The organism is Amycolatopsis sp. NPDC049253, assembly GCF_040678995.1.
GTDB lineage: Bacteria > Actinomycetota > Actinomycetes > Mycobacteriales > Pseudonocardiaceae > Amycolatopsis.
Genome location: NZ_JBFAQX010000002.1, coordinates 253,889 through 275,377, shown reverse-complemented (window position 1 = coordinate 275,377; position 21,489 = coordinate 253,889). Strand labels below are relative to the sequence as shown.

Annotated in this window: 16 protein-coding genes; 14 read left to right on the top strand and 2 right to left on the bottom strand. The window is 71.2% G+C overall.

The features are described from left to right. Window positions 1–39 precede the first annotated feature (39 nt). The 10 genes from AB0K15_RS05560 (at window position 40) to fgd (ending at window position 10,313) form a co-directional block, all read left to right on the top strand. Window positions 40–879, top strand: a complete 840-nt coding sequence (locus tag AB0K15_RS05560; protein WP_364045906.1) for an alpha/beta hydrolase — start codon at window positions 40–42, stop codon at window positions 877–879. Window positions 880–1,194: 315 nt separating this feature from the next. Then, window positions 1,195–1,914: a class II aldolase/adducin family protein gene (locus tag AB0K15_RS05555; RefSeq protein WP_364045904.1), complete on the top strand. Its 720-nt coding sequence runs from the start codon at window positions 1,195–1,197 to the stop codon at window positions 1,912–1,914. Between the two features lie 219 nt (window positions 1,915–2,133). Next, the gene (locus AB0K15_RS05550; RefSeq protein ID WP_364045902.1) at window positions 2,134–2,997 is read left to right on the top strand and encodes an ABC transporter permease; all 864 of its coding nucleotides are present in this window, start codon (window positions 2,134–2,136) and stop codon (window positions 2,995–2,997) included. A 28-nt stretch (window positions 2,998–3,025) separates the two neighbouring features. Next, the gene (locus AB0K15_RS05545; protein ID WP_364045900.1) at window positions 3,026–3,808 is read left to right on the top strand and encodes an ABC transporter ATP-binding protein; all 783 of its coding nucleotides are present in this window, start codon (window positions 3,026–3,028) and stop codon (window positions 3,806–3,808) included. A gap of 70 nt (window positions 3,809–3,878) precedes the next feature. Beyond that, window positions 3,879–4,925 carry an ABC transporter substrate-binding protein gene (locus AB0K15_RS05540; RefSeq protein ID WP_364045898.1) on the top strand — a complete coding sequence of 349 codons (1,047 nt, stop codon included), beginning with the start codon at window positions 3,879–3,881 and terminating at the stop codon, window positions 4,923–4,925. A 161-nt stretch (window positions 4,926–5,086) separates the two neighbouring features. After that, window positions 5,087–5,860 (top strand): GntR family transcriptional regulator, encoded by a 774-nt coding sequence (locus tag AB0K15_RS05535; RefSeq protein ID WP_364045896.1) that lies wholly within the window; start codon window positions 5,087–5,089, stop codon window positions 5,858–5,860. 126 nt (window positions 5,861–5,986) lie between these two features. Further along, a complete protein-coding gene (locus AB0K15_RS05530) occupies window positions 5,987–6,931 on the top strand; it encodes an alpha/beta fold hydrolase (RefSeq protein ID WP_364045894.1) in 945 nt (314 codons plus the stop codon). Further along, window positions 6,928–8,319, top strand: coding sequence for a dihydroorotase family protein (locus tag AB0K15_RS05525; protein WP_364045892.1), 1,392 nt, complete (start codon window positions 6,928–6,930; stop codon window positions 8,317–8,319). The genes AB0K15_RS05530 and AB0K15_RS05525 overlap by 4 nt, the downstream gene beginning before the upstream one ends. Continuing rightward, a complete protein-coding gene (locus AB0K15_RS05520; RefSeq protein ID WP_364045890.1) occupies window positions 8,316–9,299 on the top strand; it encodes an LLM class flavin-dependent oxidoreductase in 984 nt (327 codons plus the stop codon). The genes AB0K15_RS05525 and AB0K15_RS05520 overlap by 4 nt, the downstream gene beginning before the upstream one ends. A gap of 15 nt (window positions 9,300–9,314) precedes the next feature. Further along, the gene (gene fgd / locus AB0K15_RS05515) at window positions 9,315–10,313 is read left to right on the top strand and encodes a glucose-6-phosphate dehydrogenase (coenzyme-F420) (protein ID WP_364045888.1); all 999 of its coding nucleotides are present in this window, start codon (window positions 9,315–9,317) and stop codon (window positions 10,311–10,313) included. Window positions 10,314–10,365: 52 nt separating this feature from the next. Here the strand turns inward: fgd and AB0K15_RS05510 are convergent, their stop codons facing one another. Continuing rightward, window positions 10,366–11,529 (bottom strand): MFS transporter, encoded by a 1,164-nt coding sequence (locus AB0K15_RS05510; protein WP_364045886.1) that lies wholly within the window; start codon window positions 11,527–11,529, stop codon window positions 10,366–10,368. Window positions 11,530–11,679: 150 nt separating this feature from the next. Then, entirely contained in the window at window positions 11,680–12,966 is a 1,287-nt protein-coding gene (locus AB0K15_RS05505; RefSeq protein ID WP_364045884.1) for a D-arabinono-1,4-lactone oxidase, read from the bottom strand. A gap of 121 nt (window positions 12,967–13,087) precedes the next feature. Between AB0K15_RS05505 and AB0K15_RS05500 the strand changes: the two genes are divergently transcribed. The 4 genes from AB0K15_RS05500 to AB0K15_RS05485 all read left to right on the top strand — a co-directional run bounded on the left by AB0K15_RS05500 (window position 13,088) and on the right by AB0K15_RS05485 (window position 21,448). Further along, a complete protein-coding gene (locus tag AB0K15_RS05500) occupies window positions 13,088–13,948 on the top strand; it encodes an NAD(+)/NADH kinase (RefSeq protein ID WP_364045882.1) in 861 nt (286 codons plus the stop codon). Between the two features lie 179 nt (window positions 13,949–14,127). Continuing rightward, window positions 14,128–16,974 (top strand): AAA family ATPase, encoded by a 2,847-nt coding sequence (locus tag AB0K15_RS05495; RefSeq protein WP_364045880.1) that lies wholly within the window; start codon window positions 14,128–14,130, stop codon window positions 16,972–16,974. 87 nt (window positions 16,975–17,061) lie between these two features. Next, on the top strand, window positions 17,062–17,250 hold the full coding sequence (locus AB0K15_RS05490; RefSeq protein ID WP_364045878.1) for a hypothetical protein: 189 nt from the start codon (window positions 17,062–17,064) through the stop codon (window positions 17,248–17,250). A gap of 28 nt (window positions 17,251–17,278) precedes the next feature. Next, on the top strand, window positions 17,279–21,448 hold the full coding sequence (locus tag AB0K15_RS05485) for a carboxypeptidase regulatory-like domain-containing protein (RefSeq protein ID WP_364045876.1): 4,170 nt from the start codon (window positions 17,279–17,281) through the stop codon (window positions 21,446–21,448). The last annotated feature ends 41 nt before the right edge of the window (window positions 21,449–21,489 follow it).

Here is a 21,489-nt window from a genome sequence, read left to right as displayed (position 1 = left end):
CGGGGAGCGGGGCGGTCCGTTCGCGGGGGAGGCGGGCGCATGACCGAGATCGAGCTGTCCGCCGGGACGATCGAGTACGAGGACACCGGCGGCGCCGGGCCTGTCCTGGTGTTCCTGCACGGGTTGCTGATGGACTCGTCGCTGTGGGCGGAGACGATCGCCGACCTCGCGGGGGAGTTCCGGTGTGTCGCGCCGACCTTGCCGCTCGGGGCGCACCGGAAGGCGATGCGGCCCGACGCCGAGCTGTCGATGCCGGCACTCGCGCGGCTGGCGGAGGAGTTCCTGGCGCGCTTGGATCTTCGTGAGGTGACGCTGGCCGGCGTCGACACGGGCGGGGCGCTCGTGCAGCTGCTGATGGCCGGGGACTCCGGCCGCTTGCGGCGGGTGGTGCTGGCGTCGTGCGACGCGTTCGACAACTTCCCGCCGGGACTGACGGGGAAGACGCTGTTCCTCGCGGGGCGGTTGTCTCCGGCGTTGTTCGGCGCTTTCCTGCAGCAGATGCGGCTGAAAGCCTTGCGCCGCTTGCCGATCTCGTTCGGGTGGCTCACGAAACGGGGCGACGCCGAGGTGGTCCGGTGGCTGCGGCCCCTGCTGACGGAGCCGGGGGTCCGCCGCGACACCGTCCGCGTGCTGCGGGCCGCGGCGGCCGAACCCGGGATCCTCGTCGAAGCCGCGGCGCACCTGCCGGAGTTCGACCGGCCCGCGCTGGTGGTGTGGGCGAGCGAGGATCGGGTGATGCCACCGGAACACGGGCGGCGGCTGGCGGAGCTGCTGCCCAAGTCTCAACTGTCCGAAGTGGACGACAGTTACACGCTGCTGCCGCTCGATCAGCCTGCCGAGCTGGCCCGGCTGATCGGCGAGTTCACGCGCACCACCTGAGCGCAAATCCACATAGGTCACTTCGCGGCCACCAGGTCCACGCCGGTCACCGTGCGTGTTCCTGGTGGCCGCGGTGCGCTCTCGGGACCCATTCGATGTTGCCGACTGTCGCGCCGCGACCTGATCGGGAAAATCGGAAGCGTTACCTCAGATGATGGCGCCGGGCGGCGCGGAGGCCTAACCTTCCCGCAACAACAGCCCCACCCTGCGCGCCGGCCGCAACTCCGTGGCCGGTTCGCGACCTGGAGATACTTCCGCTGTGAAAGTGTTTCCTTTATCCTGGATCCAATCGCCAATCCGAGAGGAAGGGCTTTCATGATCGATTCCCAGGCCGACGCCGACCGAGTACGGGCCGATCTCGTCACCTGCACCAGCCTGCTCGTGTTCAAGGGTGTCCTCGACTACAGCGGCCACCTCTCCGCGCGAGTGCCGGGCACCGACGACCGCATCTTCATCCAGCCGCGCGACGCCAGCCGGGCCGCGCTGCGACCCGAAGACCTGCTGGTCGTGGACCTGGACGGCAACCTCGTCGAGGGCGAGCTCCCGCCGCCGGCCGAGACGGCCATCCACACCGGCGTCTACCGCGCACGGCCCGAAGTGGACTTCATCTGCCACGGCCACCCCACGCTGTCGACCACCTTCACCATGGTCGACCACCCGTTCCTGCCGATGCGCCACTTCGCGTACAAGTTCCCCGACGGCTTGGCCGTGCACCCGGACCCGACGCACATCCGCTCGCGCGAGCAGGGTGACGCCGTGGCGAAGACCCTGGGCGACGCCGGCGCGTGCCTGCTGCGCTCGCACGGCACGGTCGTGGTCGCGAACCGCATCCAGGAACTGCTGATGGACTGCCTCGACCTCGAGGAGAACGCCCGCACGCTCCTCATCGCGCGCCAGCTCGGCACCCCGGTGCCGCTCACGCCCGAAGAGATAGTGCAGGTCGCCGAGAGCTACGACCGCGGCGGGCACCGCCCCGGCAAGCTCTGGGACCACTACGTGCACCTCGGCCGCCGCGCCGGTGTGCTCGCCGCCTGACCACACAGGACAGCTCCACACAGGACAGAACCCGTCGGCCGGGCAAAACCGGCCGGTGGCAGTCGTTGTGCGCACTTCTCGTGTCCACAGTGTACGAACCCGCGCCGCGCGACGCGGTGCACAGGTACGTCATCCCCGAAACGAACAGTTCACGGCCGGACTGCTTGACCTTGATGTCGAATGGATCCAGGCTCCAACTGACAACCGGAGGAGGTCACGGTGTCCCTCACCGAAGACACGAGCTTGGCCAGTTCGGCCCCGGACCGGGCCGGACCGCCGGCCGCACCACCCAGGAAGTTCCGGATCCCGTGGAACGCGAAGGTCCGCCGCCGGGTGCTGCCCGTCGCGTCGGTCGTGGTGTTCCTGGGCGTGTGGCAGATCTTCGGCGCGCAGGTCAACCCGATCCTGCTGGCCACGCCGTCGGCGGTCGCCACGTCCTTCGTGGACATCATCGGCAACGGTGAGCTCGGCGCGGCCTTCCTGCGGGCGATGGAGGTGCTCGCGGTGGGCTTCGGGCTCTCGGCCGTGGTCGGCATCGCGGTGGGCGTGTGGATGGGCCGGCGCGAAACCGTGTCGCGCGTGCTCAACCCCTACGTCAGCTTCTTCCAGGCCACGCCGTTGATCGCGCTCACGCCGCTGGTGGTGATCTGGACGGGCATCGGGTTCACCTCCGAGGTCACGATCACCTTCCTGCTCGCGGTGTGGTCGATCATCATCAACACCGCCGAAGGCACCCGCAACACCCCGGCGATCCTGCTCGACATGGCGAAGGTCTACCGGGCGGGGGAGTGGTCGGTGGTCCGCCACGTCGCGATGCCCAACGCCGTGCCCTACATCTTCGCCGGTCTGCGCATCGCGCTGGCCAAGGCCCTGATCGGTGTGATCATCGGCGAGATGGACATCAGCCTCAAGGGCCTCGGCGGGCTGATCCAGAACTACGGCGACTCGTTCCAGACCGCGCCGCTGCTCGCCTCGATCATCAGCTCCTCGATCGTCGGCGTGATCGGCACGATCGTCCTGGAGGTCCTGCGCCGCAAGCTCGCCCCGTGGTCGTCCAACGCCTCGGCCCACACCCGCGTCTGAACCCGGCATCGTTTACGAAAGGTCCGCCATGAGCGCACCCACGGCCTGCATCGAGATCGAGCACGTGTCCAAGCGCTACCAGCGCCCGGGCCGCAAGGCCGAGAGCTTCCTCGCCGTCTCCGACGTGCACTTCGACATCCGCCAGGGCGAGTTCATCTCGCTGATCGGCGCCTCGGGCTGCGGCAAGACCACGCTGCTGCGGATGATGTCCGGGCTCATCCCGGTCGACGACGGCCAGATCCGCATCAACGGCAACCCCGTGCAGGGCGTGCCGGGGTCGATCGGGTTCGTGTTCCAGGAGCCGGCGCTGCTGCCGTGGAAGACCGTGCGCGAGAACATGGTCTTCGCGTTGAAGGCCAAGGAGCTCTCGCCCGGGGAGGTCGACGCCGCGATCGACGCCAAGCTCGAGCTGACGAACCTGCAGGATTTCGCGGGTTACTACCCGTCGGCGCTGTCCGGCGGCATGCAGCAACGCGCCGGCCTGGCCAGGGCCCTGGCGTGCGACCCCGACGTGCTGTTCATGGACGAACCCCTGTCCGCGCTCGACGCCTTCACCCGGCGCCGGCTGCAGCAGGACATCGCCACGATCATCGAAGGCATCGGCGCGACCACGGTGCTCGTGACGCACGACGTCGACGAGGCCGTGTTCTTCTCCGACCGCATCGTGGTGATGGGCACCTCGCCCGGCTCGGTCCGCGATGTCGTCGAGGTCCCGTTCCCCAAACCGCGCAAGCACGCCGAGCTCCTCGGCGATCCCGAGGTGGCGAAGCTGCGCGACCACGTGCTGGGCATCGTGCTCGGCCTGCACTGAAGTTCCTGCTCGAACCGCACTCCCAACCCCCACCCCACCGTCAGATCCAGTCCAGAAAGGAGGGTCCGCGATGTCCGCTCCCTCTTCGCGGCGGCGCCGCACGGCGCTCGTCGTCGGCGCGATCGCCGCGCTCACCGTGTCGCTCACGGCCGCATGCGGCTCCGGCGACGCGGCCACCGGCTCCGGCGACAAGCTGCCGACCTCGGCCGACGGCACGCCGAACCTCAAGGGCACCACCATCCGGATCGTCACCGGCGCCGCCCCCGCAATCGAGGACACCAAGATCGCCCTTATGGCGCAGGTGCTCAAGAGCTGGGGCGCCGACGCGACGATCGTCAACCAGACCGGCGACCCCTCGGCCATCCGGGTGCTGCTCGCCGGCGACGCCGACATCGGCACGCTCGCCGTGTCGTCGTCGATCAACTCGGGCCTGAAGATCTTCGGGCCGAGCCAGCCGCGGCTGGACTACCACTTCATCGGCGCCCCTTCGCTGAGCTCGATGAAGGACCTGCCCGGTCACGTCTACGGCACCTCGAACGTCCACGGTGTCGAGGCGCTGATGTTCGCCGACCTGCTGGCGAAGAACAACATCGATCCCAAGGCGGTCACCACGACCGTGGCCGGTGGCGCGTCGGTGCGCGTGAGCGCCATGCTCACCCACCACATCGACGCCACGTTCGCGCACGCCACCGACGTCTCGAAGCTGACCTCGGCCGGCTTCCACGACCTCGTGACGATGTCGAAGACCGCGCCGGAGCTGGCGGACTCGTTCCTCGCGACCTCACCGCAGTGGCTCGCGAGCCACGGCGCGCTGGCCGTGGCGATCGACCAGGCGTGGATCAAGGCGGCGCAGATCTTCAACACCGACAAGGCCCAGTGGGTCAAGGCCGCGGTCGCCTACGCCAAGGCGGACGAGAAGGAAGCGTCGAGCACCTACGACGCCCTGAAGGCGGCGGACACGTTCCCCGCTTCGAAGGACGCCTACTCCGAGGCTTCGGCGAAGGTCCAGGAGGATCTGGCCAACAAGGTCGGCGCGATCACCAAGGCACCGGCCACGTCCGTGTGGGTCGACACCGCCACGTGGGACAAGGCGACGGCGGCCATGAAGATCAACTGAGCCACCTCCGCGGCGCCGGGACCCGGTGAAAAGCCCGCGTGGGAAAGGACTCGTCCGGGTCGGTCCGATAATGGATCCAGGATACGATTGTCCGGATAACCAGGTCGAACGGTAACCGCTTGACGGCCGGCGCACGCCGGTCGAGGGGAGGCTAGGTCACGATGGCTCAGCGTCAGTCCGGGGGAGCCGGTGGCGGTACGGGAGGCGGCACCCCGGAGGGGTCCGCGATCACCGGCCGCGCCAGCTTCGACGAGGTCGTGTCGCGGTTGTCGAGCGGCTACCGTTCGATCGGCGACATGGTCTACGAGGTCCTGCGCCAGGCGCTGCTCTCCGGGGCGTTCGCCCCCGGGGAGCACCTTCGGCAGGAGGCGCTGGCCACCGCGATCGGGGTGTCCCGGCTCCCGGTGCGGGCCGCGCTGCTGCGGCTCGACGCCGAGGGGCTCGTGGAGTTCCACCCCCGCCGCGGAGCGGTGGTGAAGACGCTGACGGCCGAGCAGCTCGTGGAGATCTACGAGCTGCGCGACCTGCTCGAGACCCATGCGCTGCGCAAGTCGATGAAGACGATGACCACGGACCGGATCGCGAGCCTGCGCCGCAACGCGGAGCTGCTCGACTCCGAGGAGGAAGGCGAAGGCTTCCTCGACGTCCGCGTGCGGTTCTACCGGGAGCTCTACGACGCCGAGCGCAACCCGCGGCTGGTGGAGCTGATCGAGGACCTTCGCAGCAGCGTCGGGCGGTACCTGCTCGGCTGGCGGGTGTCGGGCAGCCGCAGCCACCACGGGCGGCACACCACGCTGGTCGACCACATCGAGCGCGGTGACGCCGAGAAGGCCGAAGCGGCGCTGCACGACCACCTCCGCGAAGTGAGCGAAGGCGTCGCCAAGATCCTTTCCGGCGAAAGCGATCGCGAACCCGACAGCGAATTCCCCGCGTAACCGAATTCTTTCCCTTCGACAGAACACAGTTCCGTAATCGAATACAGCGTTGTCCGCAAACCCGGCCGAATCGCCGGGCAGGTACTCCTGCCCGGAAAACGGCGGGCAGGAGTGAACGGAAACGGCATGAGAACTGACGAGGTCTCCTGGTTCAGCGACGGCGAACGCATCAGCGGGCTGTGGCGCACCCCGGACGAGGGCGACGGGCCCTACCGCGTCGTCGTGCAGGGCCCGGGCTGGATGGGCCTGAAGGACGCGAAGCTCTACGTGCGCTACCACCAGGCGCTCACCGACGCCGGGTTCGCCGTGCTGGTGTTCGACTACCGCGGCTTCGGCGACTCCGAGGGCGACCCGGAGCTGCTGTCGCCGGCCCGCCAGCTGGCCGACCTGCGCAGCGCCGTCACCTACGCCGAGGCGCGGCCCGACGTGCTGCCCGACTCGATCGGCGTGTTCGGCAGCGGCGGCACGGGCGGGGGCAACGCGGTGCTGCTCGCCGCCGTCGACCCGCGGGTGCGGGCGGCGGTGAGCCAGCTGCCCGTGGCCGACGGCGGCGACTGGCTGCACCGGATGCGCAGCGAGTACCAGTGGCTCGACTTCCTGGCGGAGCTGGACGCCGACCGGCGCGAGCGGACGTTGCACGGCGTGGGCAAGCTCGTGAACCCGCGGGAAGAGATCATGGTGCCGACCTCGGAGCGCCGGGCCACGAGTGTCAAGTCCGATGTGGACGGACGCGTGCCGAAGCAGGTGCGCCTGGCGGCGGCGGAGGAGATCATCGCCTACCGGCCGGCCGAGGCGGCGGCGACGCTGGACACGCCGCTGCTCGTGATCGGGGTGGAGAACGACGCCACCACGCCCACCGACCACGCCGAGCGGATCTACGAAGCCGCGCGCGGGCCGAAGGAACTGATCATGCAGCGGCACACGAGCCATTACGCCGCCTACGACAAGTACTGGACCGCGACGACGCCTCGCATCGTCGCGTGGTTCGAGCAGTATCTCCGCCCGGCCGATGTGGTCGTGCGTTCGAGCCGGCCGGGCGGACACCCGGCCGTAGTGGAGGTGAAGGCATGAGCATCGATCTGCGCGTGAGCGGCGGCCGGGTGCAGCTGCCCGGCGGCGCCGTGGACGGCGACCTGCTGGTGAACGAGGGCAAGGTCGTCGGGGTCGTGTCCGGCTCCGTCGAGGTCGCCGACGTCGGTCGCACGGTCGACGCCACCGGGAAGCTGGTGCTGCCCGGCATGGTCGACGTCCACGTGCACACCCGCGAGCCCGGGTTCGAGCACAAGGAGGACATCTACACGACCTCGCTGCAGGCGGCCGCGGGCGGCGTCACCACGATCTTCGGGATGCCGAACCTGAACCCGCCGACCACCACCGCGAAGACGCTGCGCGAGGTGTTCGACCTCTACGCCGAGAAGTCCATCGTGGACTGGAACCACAACCCGGCGGCCACGCAACCCGACGAGATCGCGCCGATGGCCGCGATGGGCGTGAACGCGTACAAGATCTACATGGTCGTGGACACCGGCCGCACCTACCCGCACCCGGCCGGCACCGGCATGCACGGGCACGGCGACCTGCTGCGCATGATGGACACCATCGCCAAGACCGGTAAGCGCTTCATCATCCACCCGCACGACCAGTCCCTGATGGACTACATCGAGGGCGAATACCTGGCCCGCGGGGAAAACACGCCGCAGGGCTACGCGTCGGCCTACGCCGCCCGCAACGGCGTCATCTGGGACACCGCGATCGAGGTCGTGCTGCGCCTGGCCGAGGCCTCGGGCTGCAAGGTGCACCTCGCGCACATCCAGACGCGCCGCTCGGTCGAGGCGGTCCGCCGGGCTCGCGAGCACGGCGTGGACGTGACGTGCGAGGTCAACCACTGGCTGCCGTTCCTGTCCACTTGGGACGATGTGGAGAAGCTCGGCCCGTACGCGCTGTCCTACTGGGTGCCCGACGACGGCCGCGAAGCCGTGTGGGAGGGCCTGCGCGACGGCACGATCGACATGTTCTCCTCCGACCACGCGCCGCACACGCGCGAGGAGAAGGAGATCGGCTGGACGCAGATGTGGAGCTCCCACACGGGAACCCCCGGCATCCAGTACTTCTACCCGCTCGCGCTCGACGCGGTAAACAAGGGCTTGCTCACGCTCGACCGCGCGGTGGAGCTCGTCGCCGGCGCGCCGGCCGCGAAGTTCGGCCTGCAGGGTGTGAAGGGCGCGCTGACCCCGGGCTGCGACGCGGACTTCGTGATCGCGGACCTCGACGCGCCGTGGACCATCACGAACGACGGCGTGCTCTCGAAGATCGGCTGGACCCCGTACGACGGCCGGCAGCTCACGGCCGGCATCGAGCAGACCTACGTGCGCGGCACCGAGGTGTACGCGGACGGCAAGGTGACCGGCGAGGCCGGGCACGGCAAGCAGGCGGTGTCAGGAAAGGTGCAGAACGCATGAAGTTCGGACTGCTGCTCCCGCATTTCGGCGAGCACGCCTCGCGCGACAACGTGCTCCAGGGCGCGATCATGGCCGAGAAGGCCGGGTTCGACTCGGTCTGGGTGCGTGACCACCTGGTGTTCGAACCGCACGGCGAGATGGAGAAGCCCAACCGCACGTTCTACGACGCGCTCACCACGCTCACGGCGATCGGCGCCGTGACCGAGCGCATCGAGCTGGGCACGGGTTCGCTGATCCCGTTCCGGCACCCGCTGGTCACGGCCCTGATGACGGGCACGATGACGCAGCTGTTCGGCCCACGCGTCATCCTCGGGTTCGGGGCCGGCACGTTCGACCACGAGTTCGAGGCCATCGAGTGGGGCGAGCGCGACCGGGTGGAGCTCGTGCGCTCCAACGCCGAGATTTTCAAGCGGGTGTTCACCGAGAACGACGTGACCTACTCGGACGCGAACTTCTCGTTCAGCGACATCACGATCGAGCCGAAGCCGCTGGGCGGGCGGGTACCGTTCTGGTACTGCGGCGCCACCCCGCGTTCGGCCCGGCTCGCGGTCGAGTTCTGCGACGGCTGGATGCCGGGCCGGATTTCGATGGCGACGCTGGACAAGCGGGTGACGACCATGCGGGAGCTGTCGGAGGAGGCCGGGCGCACGATGCCGACCGTGGCCGTGATCCCGCCCACGTCGATCGAGCGCACGTACGAGGAGGCGGTGAAGCACGTGAACGTCCCGGGCCTGCTGGCCTGGGCGAACAAGGCGAAGTTCGCGGTGAAGCCGCCGTCGGGCACGTTCGAGACCGTGAAGGATCTCTCAGGGCAGCTCATCGTCGGTACCCCCGAAGATGCACTGGAAGAGATCGACCGCTTCGCCGCGACCGGGGTGGAGCACCTGGTGTTCGACTTCCGGTTCAAGTTCGATCGGTGGTTCGATCAGATCGAGCTGCTCGGGTCGGAGATCATCGGCAAGGTGAACGCGGGCGTCTGAGAAGGGACGAGTCCAGTGGTGAGGTTCGGGTACAAGGCGTCGGCGGAGCAGTTCGCGCCGGCGGAGCTGCTGCGCTACGGCGTGCTGGCCGAGGAGAACGGGTTCGACTCGGTGTTCGTGAGCGACCACCTGCAGCCGTGGCGCCACGACGGCGGTCACGCGCCGGCCGCGCTGCCGTGGCTGGGTGCGCTCGGTTCGGCGACGCAGCGGGTGGTGCTCGGCACGAGTGTGCTCACGCCCACGTTCCGCTACCACCCGGCGGTGGTGGCGCAGGCGTTCGCCACGCTCGGGTGCCTGTTCCCGGGCCGCGTGGTGCTGGGCATCGGGTCGGGCGAGTCGATGAACGAGGCCCCGCTCGGCATCGAGTGGCCGGAGCCGAAGGTGCGCTTCGCGCGGCTGAAGGAGGCGATCGAGCTCATCCGCCGCCTGTGGACCGAGGAGCGCGTGGACTTCGAGGGCGCGCACTACCGCACCGAGAAGGCCACCGTGTACGACCGGCCGGACGTGCCGGTGCCGCTGTACATCGCGGGCTCCGGCCCGGCGGCCACGCGGCTCGCGGGCCGGCGGGGCGACGGGTTCATCACCACGAGTGGCAAGGCGCCGTCGCTGTACACGGACACCCTGCTGCCCGCCGTGCGCGAAGGCGTCGAGCAGTCGGGCCGGGCGGTCGGCGACGTGGACATGATGATCGAGGTCAAGGTCTCGTTCGACGCGGACGCCGACCGCGCGTTGCAGGACACGCGGTTCTGGGGCGCGCTCGCGTTGAAGCCGGAGGAGAAGACCGGTGTCGAGGACCCGGTCGAGATGCAGCGGCTGGCCGACGCGCTGCCGATCGAGCGAGCCGCGAGCCGGTTCATCGTGTCGTCCGACCCGGACGAGCACGTGGCCGCGATCAAGCGGTACCTCGACCTGGGCTTCACGCACCTGGTGTTCCACGCCCCCGGGCCGGACCAGGAGCGGTTCCTGAAGGCCTACGGCACGGAGATCCTTTCGCGGTTGCGCAAGCTGGTGTGACGGTTGCGCCGCGGGCCCGGCGAGTGTGCCGGGCCCGCGGCGTCCACTGTGGTCAGTGCACGAGTTCTCGGGTCGCGGCGCGGTCCAGCCTTCCCGAGACGAGGGCCAGCGCGAGGGCGGCCACCGTCATGGCGGCGCCGACCCAGTTGGTCGAGGCGTAGCCGTAGCCCGCCGCGATGACGACGCCGCCGAGCCAGGCGGCCAGCGCGTTGCCGAGGTTGAACGCGCCGATGTTCACGGCGCTGGCGACCGTGGGTGCCGCCTCCGCGCTGGCCAGCATCCGCATCTGCAGCGGCGGCACGGTGGCGAAACCGAAGCCGCCGAGCAGGAACAGCGTGACGATCGCGGGCACGGCCGCGTGGGCGGTGAACGCGAACACCGCGAGCACCACGGCCAGCGCGACGAGGACCGTGTACAGCGTGGGCATCAGCGCGCGGTCGGCGAACTTGCCGCCGACGAGGTTGCCGAGCACCAGCCCGACACCGAACAGCACCAGCAGCCAGCTCACCGCACTGCCCGGGAGACCCGCGACCTCGGTCATCATGGGCGCGATGTAGGTGAAGCTGGCGAACACCCCGCCGAAACCCAGGATCGTCGTGCCGACCGCCAGCCACACCCGCGCGTGGCGGAACACGGCGAACTCCGCGCCGATGCGGGCGTTCGCGGGCCGCGGCGTGTCGGGCACCAGCGCCGCGACGCCCGCCAGACCGAGCACACCCAGCCCGGCGACCACCCAGAACGTCGCACGCCACCCCAGGCCCTGCCCGATGAACGTGCCCAGCGGCACGCCGAGCACGTTGGCCAGCGTCAGCCCGGTGAACATCAACGCGATGGCGCTGGCCTTCTTTTCGGGCTTGACGAGGTCCGCGGCCACCACCGCGCCGACCCCGAAGAACGCCCCGTGCGTCAGCGCCGCGACGATCCGCCCGGCCAGCAGCACCCCGTAGCTCGGAGCCAGCGCCGACAACGCGTTGCCGACGATGAACACCCCCATCAGCAGGAGCAGCAGGTGCTTTCGCCGCATCCGGGTGCCGAGCGCCGTCATCGGCAGCGCCCCGGCCGCCACCCCCAGCGCGTACCCGGTGATCAGCCACCCCGCGGCCGGGATGGACACCCCGAAATCGGCCGCCACCTCGGGCAGCAGGCCGGCGATCACGAACTCCGTCGTGCCGATGCCGAACGCGCCGATGGCCAGCGCGAGCAGGGCGAGCGGCATGGGACTTCCTCCTGAAGCGTGGACAACTACCGTCGCTGACAATAGTTGCATACGCCTGCTATTGAGACTGCCGACTGTGATCAGCGGAACTCAGGGCACGCGGAGGCTCGCCCCCCTCGTGATCGACGGGGGCGAGCGGTCAGCCGAGGGTCAGCTGCCGAAGACGTGCCGGTCCAGGAACGGGTTGCGGAACTTCCCCGCGGGGTCCAGGCGGGCCGCCAGGGAGCGGAAGTCGGCCGATCGCGGGTGGGCCAGGTCGAGTGCCTCGCCGTGGAAGAGCTTGCCCCAGTGGGGGCGGGGGGCGAAGGGGGCGAGGGTGGACTCGATGGTCGGCAGGAGGGCCTCGACCTCGGGCTGACGGGGGAGCCAGGTGAAGTGGATCGCCACGCTGTCGCGGCCCGAGGAAGGGCTGAGCCACAGGTCGTCGGCGGCGATGGTGCGGACTTCGGACACCAGGAGCAGCGGGGCGATGCGGTCGCCGATGCCGCGCAGGGCCTCGAGGGCGGCGGGGGCGGCGGCGCGGGGCACGAAGTACTCGGTCTGGAGTTCGGCGCCGACGCTCGGGGTGAAGCCGAGGCGGAAGTGGGGCAGGCGGTCGTACCAGGGGCCGGGCGCGCCGAGCTGGGCGGTGGTGTTGCCGGCCGGCACGCCGGCGGCGTGGGCGGGGTGGCGGGGACCGTCGGCGGGAACGGCGCCGAACAGCGAAGCCGGGACAGCGGGCAGCGAACCAGGGGCCTCGGTCTCGGTCCGGTTCTTCAGCCAGACCTGGTCGACGACATCGCGGGCCCAGTTGGTGAACAGGCTGACGCTGTACCCGGCCGCCTGGATCTCGTCGAAGTGCTCGACCGCGGCGGACCACGGCAGGTCGTCGAACACGTCCTGGCGCACGGTGAACGACGGGACCAGGTCGAGCGTCAGCCGGGTCACCACGCCGAGGGCGCCGACGCCGACGACGACCCCGGCGAAGTCGGCGTCGCCGCGGGTGAAGGTCAGCAGTGAGCCGTCGGCGGTCAGCAGTTCCAGCGCGGAGACGGCCGCGGCCAGGCCGGGGTGGCGTTCGCCCGAGCCGTGGGTGCCGGTGGCGACGCTGCCGGCCACGGTGATGTGCGGCAGCGACGCCAGGTTCTCCAGGGCGAAGCCGGCGTGGTCGAGGTGGGTCACGAGGTCGCCGTAGCGAACCGAGCCCCCGGCGGTCACGGTGGCCGCCCGGGTGTCCAGCGACGGCGGACCGGACACACCCGACAGATCCAGCTGCACGCCACCGGGGCTGTCGGCCACGTCGTTGAAGCTGTGGCGGCTGCCGAGCGCCTTGATCCGCTCCGCGCCGGCGACGAGCTCGCGGGCCTCGTCGAGCGTCCGCGGGGTCAGCACCTCACGGGCGCCGTAGGTGAGGTTTCCCGCCCAGTTGGCGGCCGCGCCGCGCGCACTCTCGATCACGAACGCCCAGCTTAGGCGGGGCTCGCCAAAGCCGTCCGATCCGGGCAGACTTGGCTCATGCTTCCCGAACAGCCAGTGCGCCCCGGACCGGCCGTGCTTCTCGCAGCGGCAGAGCGCTGACATGCACTCGGCCGGACTGGTACTGCACCCGAAGCGGGACTCCGCCCCGGCGGTCGAGGCCGTCCTCGGGTGGGCCGCGAACCGCGGGATCAAGATCCTCGGCATCGCCGAGGAGATCGTGCGCCTGGACTGCAAGGCGGTGGGGGTGTCGGCGGAGGAGCTCGCCACCCAGTCCGATCTGCTGGTGAGTCTTGGCGGCGACGGCACGATGCTGCGCGCCATGCGGCTGGCCGACGGGCAGCGCGCCCCCGTGCTGGGCGTGAACCTCGGCAAGCTCGGTTTCCTGGCCGAGGTCGACGTGCCGGACCTGCCCGGCGCGTTGTCCATGATCGACGCGCACGAGTTCACCGTCGAGCCGCGCCTGGCGGTCGACGCGGTGATCGGCGGCCGGACCGTGACGGCGTTCAACGACGTCGCCGTGGTCCGCGTGCCCGGCGACGGCTCGGCGCTGGTCGCGGTGCGCGTGAACGAGGAGCAGTTCGTGAGCTACGCGGCCGACGCGGTCATCGTCGCGACGCCCACCGGCTCCACGGCCTACAGCTTCTCCGCCGGAGGCCCGATCACGAGCCCCGCCGTGGAGGCGCTGCTGGTCACGCCGGCCGCGCCGCACTCCGCGTACGGCCGCGGCGTGGTGCTCTCGGTCGACGACACGCTGGCGCTCGAGGTGCTGCCCCACAGCGGCCGGCTGGCGGTGGAGGTCGACGGGATCGTCGAGGGCTACGTGCAGCCCGGCGAGCGCATCGAACTGTGCGCCCGCCCGAGCGCTGCCCGCGTGGTGCGGCTGGGCCGCACCACGTTCTTCCAGCGGGCGCGGCGCAAGCTGCGGCTCAGCGACTCCGCGGAGATCGCGCCGTCGTCCTGAGCGGTCCACTTCGGACGGTTGCGCCGATCGGCCGACGGCGCTGCGCCACTTGCGCGCGTCGTGTCGGTTTTTGTCGGAAACGTGTGACAGCAGTGTGAATCACGGTCCGGATCGCTTGCCCGCGCGGGGCCGACGTGCCGAGAATCCAGCGGTGATCGGCGAGGCGAGCGGGAGTACACGTGGCAGCGGACGGGCGTGACCTCCCCGCGGTCGGCACACCCCGGCTCATCGGCCGTGACGACGAGCTCACCCGCCTCGCCGCCGCGCTCGCGTCGCCGCCGGGCGTGGTGCTGGTCTCGGGCGAGGCCGGCATCGGCAAGAGCCGGCTCGTGCGGGAACTGCTGCCGGAGCGTGGCGTGCTCGTCGCGCGCTGCCCGCCGCTGCGGGAGGCGCTCACCCTCGGCCCGATCGTCGACGCGCTGCGCCAGGCCCGCCCCGGCGTCGCCGGCCTGCGATTGAGCCCGCTGGCCGGCACGCTGCGGCCGCTGTTCCCCGAATGGGACCTGCCCCCGGCTCCGGAGGCGCTGGCCGACGCGGGCGCGGCCCGGCACCGGCTGCTGCGCGCGCTGGCCGAGCTGCTCGACCGCATCGACGTCGACGTGCTCGTGGTCGAAGACGTGCACTGGGCCGACGAGACCACGCTGGAGTTCCTGCTCTTCCTCGCCGCCCGGCAGGAGCAGCGGCCGGGGCTCGTGCTCACCTACCGGCCCGACGAGGTCGGCGACGACAGCCTGCTGCTGCGGCTTTCCTCGCGCTACCCGCGCATCACCCTCGGCGCGCTCGACGTGGCGCAGACCGCGCAGCTGGTCTCGTCCATGCTGGGCGACGAGCGCGTCTCGGAGCCGTTCGCGCGGTTCCTGCACCGGCACACCGACGGGATCCCGTTCGCGTTGGAGGAATCCGTCCGGCTGCTGCGCGACCGCGCCGACCTCATCCGCCAGGGCGGCGAGTGGATCCGGCGGTCGCTCACCGAGATCGCCGTGCCGCCGACGATCCGCGACGCGCTGGCCGAACGCCTCGTGCGGCTCACGCCCGACGCCCAGGCGGTGCTGCGGGCGTGCGCGGTGCTCGCGACCCCCGCGGCCGAACGCGACGTCGTCGAGGTCTGCGGGCTGCCGGCCCGGCGCGCCGACCCGGCGATCGACGAGGCCGCGCGCAGCGGTCTGCTCGTCGAGGACGAACGCGGGCGCCTCGGCTTCCGGCACCTGCTGGCCGCGAAGGCCGTGTACGACGGCATCGGCGGGCGCGAACGCCGCGAGCTGCACCGGCGTTCGGGCAAGGCGCTGTCGGCGTGGGACCCGGCGCCGGTCGCCGTGCTGGCGCACCACTTCCGCGAAGCGGGGGAGACGGAGAAGTGGTGCGAGTACGCGGAACGCGCGGCGGATCTCGCGCTCGCGTCCGGCGACCACCACACCGCCGTGACCTTCCTCCACGGCCTGCTCGCCTCGCCCGCGTTGCCGCCGACGGCCGTGGCGCGGCTGACCCGCAAGACGCCGCTGTTCGCGTTCACCGGCTACCTCGGCCGGGTCGATCTCGTGCGGACGGTGCGCGGAGTGCTCGACAGTGCCGTGCTCGACCGGCGCGAGAGCGCGGAAATCCGCAGCCAGCTGGGCCGGTTGCTGATGCACGCCGGCGACTACGCCGAAGGTGCCGCCGAAATCGCCCGTGCGATCCCCGATCTGGCGGACAACCCGGCCGCTGCGGCGCAGGCGATGTCCGTGCTCGGCCGGCCCGCCGGAGCGTCGTGGCCCATCCAGGCGCACCGCGAATGGCTCGACCGCGCCGACGCCGTCGTGCGCTCGGCCGTGCCGGAGGGCGAGCGGCTGTCATTCACCGTCGACCGCGCGACGGCGTTGCTCGAGATGGGCGACGAAGCCGGCTGGACGGTCGCGGACACCCTGCCCGCGGACGACACCCACGATCCGCTGCAGATCACCCGGGGCCTGCTCAACTACGGCGACGCCGGATTGCACTGGGGCCGCTACGCCGACGCGCGCGCCAAGCTGACCCGGTCCGTCGAGCTGGCCGAGCGGCAGGGTTTGCAGCGGTTGCGCGACATGGGGCTCGCGACGCTGATCCGGCTCGACTGGCTGACCGGTTCGTGGCACGGGCTGGCCTCGCGGGCCGCGGAGTTCGCGGATCTCGCGGAGGAACCGCTGATCCAGCTGGACACGACGCTGGTGGGCGCGCTGCTGCAGTCGGCCACCGAGCCCGGCAGCGAGGCCGAGGTCGAGCGCAAGCTGACGCTGGTGCTCGACGCCGCCCGGCACCGCGGGATTGTCGACATGCCGCTCGAACCGGCCGCGGCGCTGGCCCGGCTGCACCTCGCGGCCGGGCGCCCCGAGCCGGCGCTGGCGGTCACCGAGGAACCGATGGCCGTGGTGGCGCGCAAGCAGATCTGGCTGTGGGCGGCGGAGCTGGCGCCGGTGCGGGTGGAAGCGCTGGTCGCGGCCGGGCGGGTCCCCGAGGCCTCGGCCGTGGCTGCCGAGTTCGCCGCCGGCTACCCCGGTGAGACGGGCGCGGTCCACTGGTGCCGGGCTGTGCTCACCGAGGCCGCGGGTGACCACATCGGCGCCGCACGGGAGTGGGCCGACGCCGCCGCCGTGTGGGCCGCGCTGCCGCGGCCGTACGACGCCCTGCTCGCCCGCGAACGCGCGGCATTGTGCCTGCTGGCCGGCGGTTCGAGGGCCGCTGCGGGGGAACAGCTGGAGTCGGTGCTCGCCGACTGCGTCGCCCTGGGTGCCGCCACCGCCGCCTCCCGGGTCCGCGCCCACCTCCCCGGCGCCGCCGTGTGGCGCGGCGGCCGCCGCGGCTACGGCGACCAGCTGTCCCCGCGCGAGCTGGAAGTCGTGCGGCTCCTGCTGACGGGCCTCACCAACCCGGAGATCGCCCAGGTCCTGTCCCGTTCCCCGAAAACCGTGGCGGCCCAGCTGAACTCCGCGATGCGCAAACACCGCGTGTCCTCCCGCACGGCCCTCGCGGTGAGCGCCACCCAGGCCGGCATCACCCCGGCGACAGCGGACTGAACCAGCGGTGGACTAAACAAGCGCGGGCGGGAGATTAGGTCATCCGCCCAATCGCGAACGCAGCGTGCGCGCCCCGATACTTCGCCGGTGAACGCGACGAGACCCGGCGATGACCGTCCGGTGGACGGCACCGTGGCACCCCGGCCCGGCGCGGGAACGGATCCCCACCCCTCCACCGCGGATCCCGCCGACGCCGCACCGGCGCCCGGCGAACGGTCCGACCGGGCAGCCGACGAAGGCGGGCGCGACCTGCCCGCGGGGTACGAACCCCTGTGACTGCCCGGGCGAACGGAAAGGTCATCTCTTGAGAGTCCCCCGGGGGCGCCTGCTGGCGCTCATCCTCCCGGTGCTGGCCGGCCTGGCGCTGGTCGTCGGCACCACCCAACCCGCCACGACACCACAGCAACCGTCCGCGAACGCCGCGAACGCACTGGCCGCCGCCGGACAGGGCGTGCTCGACGCGGCCAACACCTCCGGCGACGCGAAGCCCGTCGCCGCCGGCAAAGCCACCCGGACGGTCGCCGGCAAGACCCCCGCGAAGGCGCCCAAGGCGTTCTACGCCCCGACCGGCTGCAACCCCGCCAAGCCGAAGCCGCACACCGTCACGTGCAACTCGCTGTTCAAGGCGGGCAAGGACCTGCGCCCGCTGATCAGCAACACCGGCCCCCTGCCGGACTCGCTCGGCCCGGCCGACATCAAGGCCGCCTACGACCTGCCCGACGGCGGTGCGGGCAAGACCGTCGCCATCATCGACGCGCTCGGCGACTCCCACGCCGAAGCCGACCTCGCCGTCTACCGCGCGCAGTACGGCCTCCCGCCATGCACCACGGACAACGGCTGCTTCCGGAAGGTGGACCAGAACGGCGGCGTGAACTACCCGGCCGACGACGACGGCTGGGCGCAGGAGACCGCACTCGACCTCGACGCCGTCTCGGCCGCCTGCCCCGCGTGCCACATCCTGCTGGTCGAGGGCGCTTCCACGAGCCCGAACGACATCGTGGTGGGAGTGGACACCGCCGTGCGCCTGGGCGCGAAGTTCATCTCCAACTCCTACGGCATCGACGGCGAGGACCCCGAAGAAGGCACGCTCGACTCGCATTACACCGTGCCCGGCGTCGCGATGGTCGCCTCGACCGGCGACCACGCCTACGGCCTGCAGGGCTGGCCGGCCGCGAACCCGAACGTGGTCGCCGCCGGCGGCACGAACCTCTACCGCGACCCCGCGAACCCGCGTGGCTGGAGCGAGCAGGCCTGGTCCGGTGCCGGTTCCGGGTGTTCCCCGTACGAGCCGAAGCCCGAGTACCAGCAGGAGCTGGCCACCGGCTGCGCGAACCGCGCCGTCGCCGACGTCTCCGCCATCGCCGACCCGGCGAGCGGCTTCGCGATCTACGATTCGGGCAAGACCGGCGGCTGGGGCCAGGTGGGCGGCACGAGCCTGTCGTCGCCGCTGATCGCTTCGATGTTCGCCCTCGCCGGCGACCCGCGGCCGGGGACGAACCCCGCGACCTACGCCTACTTCAACCACGGCAACGACCTCTACGACGTCACCGAGGGCACCAACGGCTCGTGCGCGACGGTCCTGTGCACCGCCGGCCCGGGCTGGGACGGCCCGACCGGCCTCGGCTCGCCCCACGGCGTGGCCACCCTCGCCTACACCCCGCAAGGCACGGTGACCGGCCACGTCCGCGACAGCGCGGGCACGCCGATCGCGGGCGCCACAGTGACCGCCACCGGCCAGGGGACCGGCAACGTCTACCACGCCACGACCGACGCCCAGGGTGGCTACCACCTCGCCGTGGCCGCCGACTCCTACCAGGTTTCGGTCACCCGCTTCGGCTACGAGAACGGCGGTGGCGAACTGTCCATCGTGGACGGCCAGCAGGCGAGCGCCGACTACGCCGTGGCCAAGATCGCCACGCAGACGGTGTCCGGCACGGTCACCGACGGCTCGGGCCACGGCTGGCCGCTGTACGCGAAGATCACCGTCGACGGCTACCCCGGCGGCGCGATCTACACCGACCCGTTCTCCGGCCGCTACAGCGTCGACCTGCCAGAGGGTGCCGCCTACCAGCTGCACGTCTCGGCCGTGCAGCCCGGCTACGCGCCGATCGACCGGCAGGTGAATGTCGCCGACGCTGGCGTGCGGCAGAACTTCACCGCGACCGCCGACCAGCAGGCGTGCAGCGCGCTCGGTTACGGCCACGCCGCGCTGACGCACTTCGACGGCTGGCTCGGCACCACCCCGAAGGACGGGTGGACGATCGGCAACGCCGACCCCGCGTCGACCGGCTGGACGTTCGACGACAACACCGAGGCGTACAACTTCATCAGCACCGGCAACTACGCCCTCGCGGCCCCGTTCACCCGGGACGGCAAGCCCGAGGACACCACACTCGTCTCGCCGGTGTCCGACCTCACCGGTGACAGCGCCCCGGTGCTCTCCTTCGGCGGCGTCTACGTCCCGGATGCCGGCACCTCGCTCGACGCGGATCTGAGCCTCGACGGCGGCGCCACGTGGAGCACGGTGTGGCACCAGACCACCGCCGTCGTGCAGACGCAGGTGTCGGTCCCATTGCCGCAGGCCGCGGGCAAGCAGTCCGTGCGCGTGCGGTTCCACTACCAGGGCCAGGGCGGTTCGCTGGCCGAGCTGGACGATGTCGTGATCGGCTCGTGCACGTCGACCGAGGGCGGCCTGGTCGCCGGGGTGGTCACCGACGCCAACACCGGTGAGGCGCGCGACGACGTGACGGTGGCCGACACCGCCACGGCGGCCCACTCGGCCGTCAGCATGCCGACGACCGACGACGCCGCTCTGCCGGACGGCTTCTACGAGCTGTTCGACACGACCGGTGCGCACCAGTACACGGCGACCGCGCCGCGCTACACCTCGCCGGCCCTGTCGGTGACCACGGCGCTGAACTCCGTGGCCCGCAAGGACGTCAAGCTCAAGGCGGGACAGCTCGCGGTCGGTTCGCAGGCCGTGGACCTGACCAAGTCGATGGGCCAGACCGGCGGCCAGGCGGTCAAGCTCACGAACACGGGCACGGCACCGCTGCACGTCTCGCTCGGTGAGCACGCGACCGGCTTCACCGCGGTCGACGCGTCGGCCACGGCCGGCTGGCAGCCGCTCGCGACCGTGCCGGAGTTCACCTACGAGAGCGCGCTCGGCGGGTACCAGGGCAAGGTCTACACCGCGGGCGGCATGCCCGCGGGCGGGCTCGCGCCCGTGGCTCGCGGCTACGTGTACGACCCGGTCACCGCGCAGTGGTCACCGATCGCGGACATGCCGGAACCGATCATGCGTGGCGCGGCGGCGTTCCTGAACGGATCGCTGTACGTCGTCGGCGGGCTCGGGATCCCGGCGCAGGTGGCCACGACGTACGCCTATCACCCGGAGACGGACACGTGGTCGCGGATGGCCGATCTGCCGGTGAAGCTCTTCGGTGCCACGGCGGCCACCCTGGGCGGGAAGCTGTACGTGGTCGGCGGCTGTGCGAGCAAGTGCGGCTCGGACCCGGTGAAGTCGGTGTTCGTCTACGACCCGGCGCACAACACCTGGTCGGCGCTCCCGGACTACCCGGTGGCCCAGAGCGACGCGGCCTGCGCGGGCATCCAGAGCGAACTCGTGTGCGCCGGCGGTTACGTGGCCGGTGGCGGGAACACCCGCTCGACCTACGTGTTCAAGCCCGGCACCGGCACGTGGACCCAGGTGGCCGACGCGCCGTACGCGGTGTCGCAAGGCATCTACAGTGGGGCGAACGGCCGCTTGCAGCTGGCCGGCGGGTTCATCGGCGGTGACGCGCCCAGTAGGCCGATCGACGAGACCGCGCACACCATCGAGTACGACCCGGTGAGTGACAAGTGGTCGTCGCTGCCGGATCTGCCGCAGGCGTTCTACGGCGGTGGCCGCGGTGCCTGCGCGCTGTACCAGGTCGGTTCGTTCGTCCCGACCCTGCGCACCACGGCGGCGTTGCCCGGGTACGACCAGTGTGGCGACGACGACGCCGGCTGGCTCTCGGAGAGCAGCACCGAGCTGGACCTCGCTCCCGGCGCCAGCGCCAAGGTCACGGTGACGGCCGACTCGGGCAAGGTCACCCAGCCGGGCAAGTACACGGCGACGGTCGCGTTCGACACGGACACCCCGTACGCCGTGGCGGCCCTCCCCGTCTCGCTGCAGGCCACGCCGCCCAAGACGTGGGGTGAGCTCTCAGGTGACGTGACCGACACCGCGTCCGGAGCACCGATCGCCAACGCCACGGTGCAGGTCTGCACAATGGTCCACAACGGAGTGTGCGGCCAGGTGTCGTACACCCTGAAGACGGACGCGCACGGCCACTACCGGCTGTGGCTGGACAAGGGCTACAACCCGCTGGTGGTCACCGTCGCCGCCAACGGCTACCAGCCGCAGTTCCGCCAGACCAAGGTCAGGGCGGGAGAAGCCACGGTGACCGACGTGGCATTGCCGAAGATCTAGGCACGACAACAGGAAACGAGCGGTCCCGTCCGGAGTCGTCC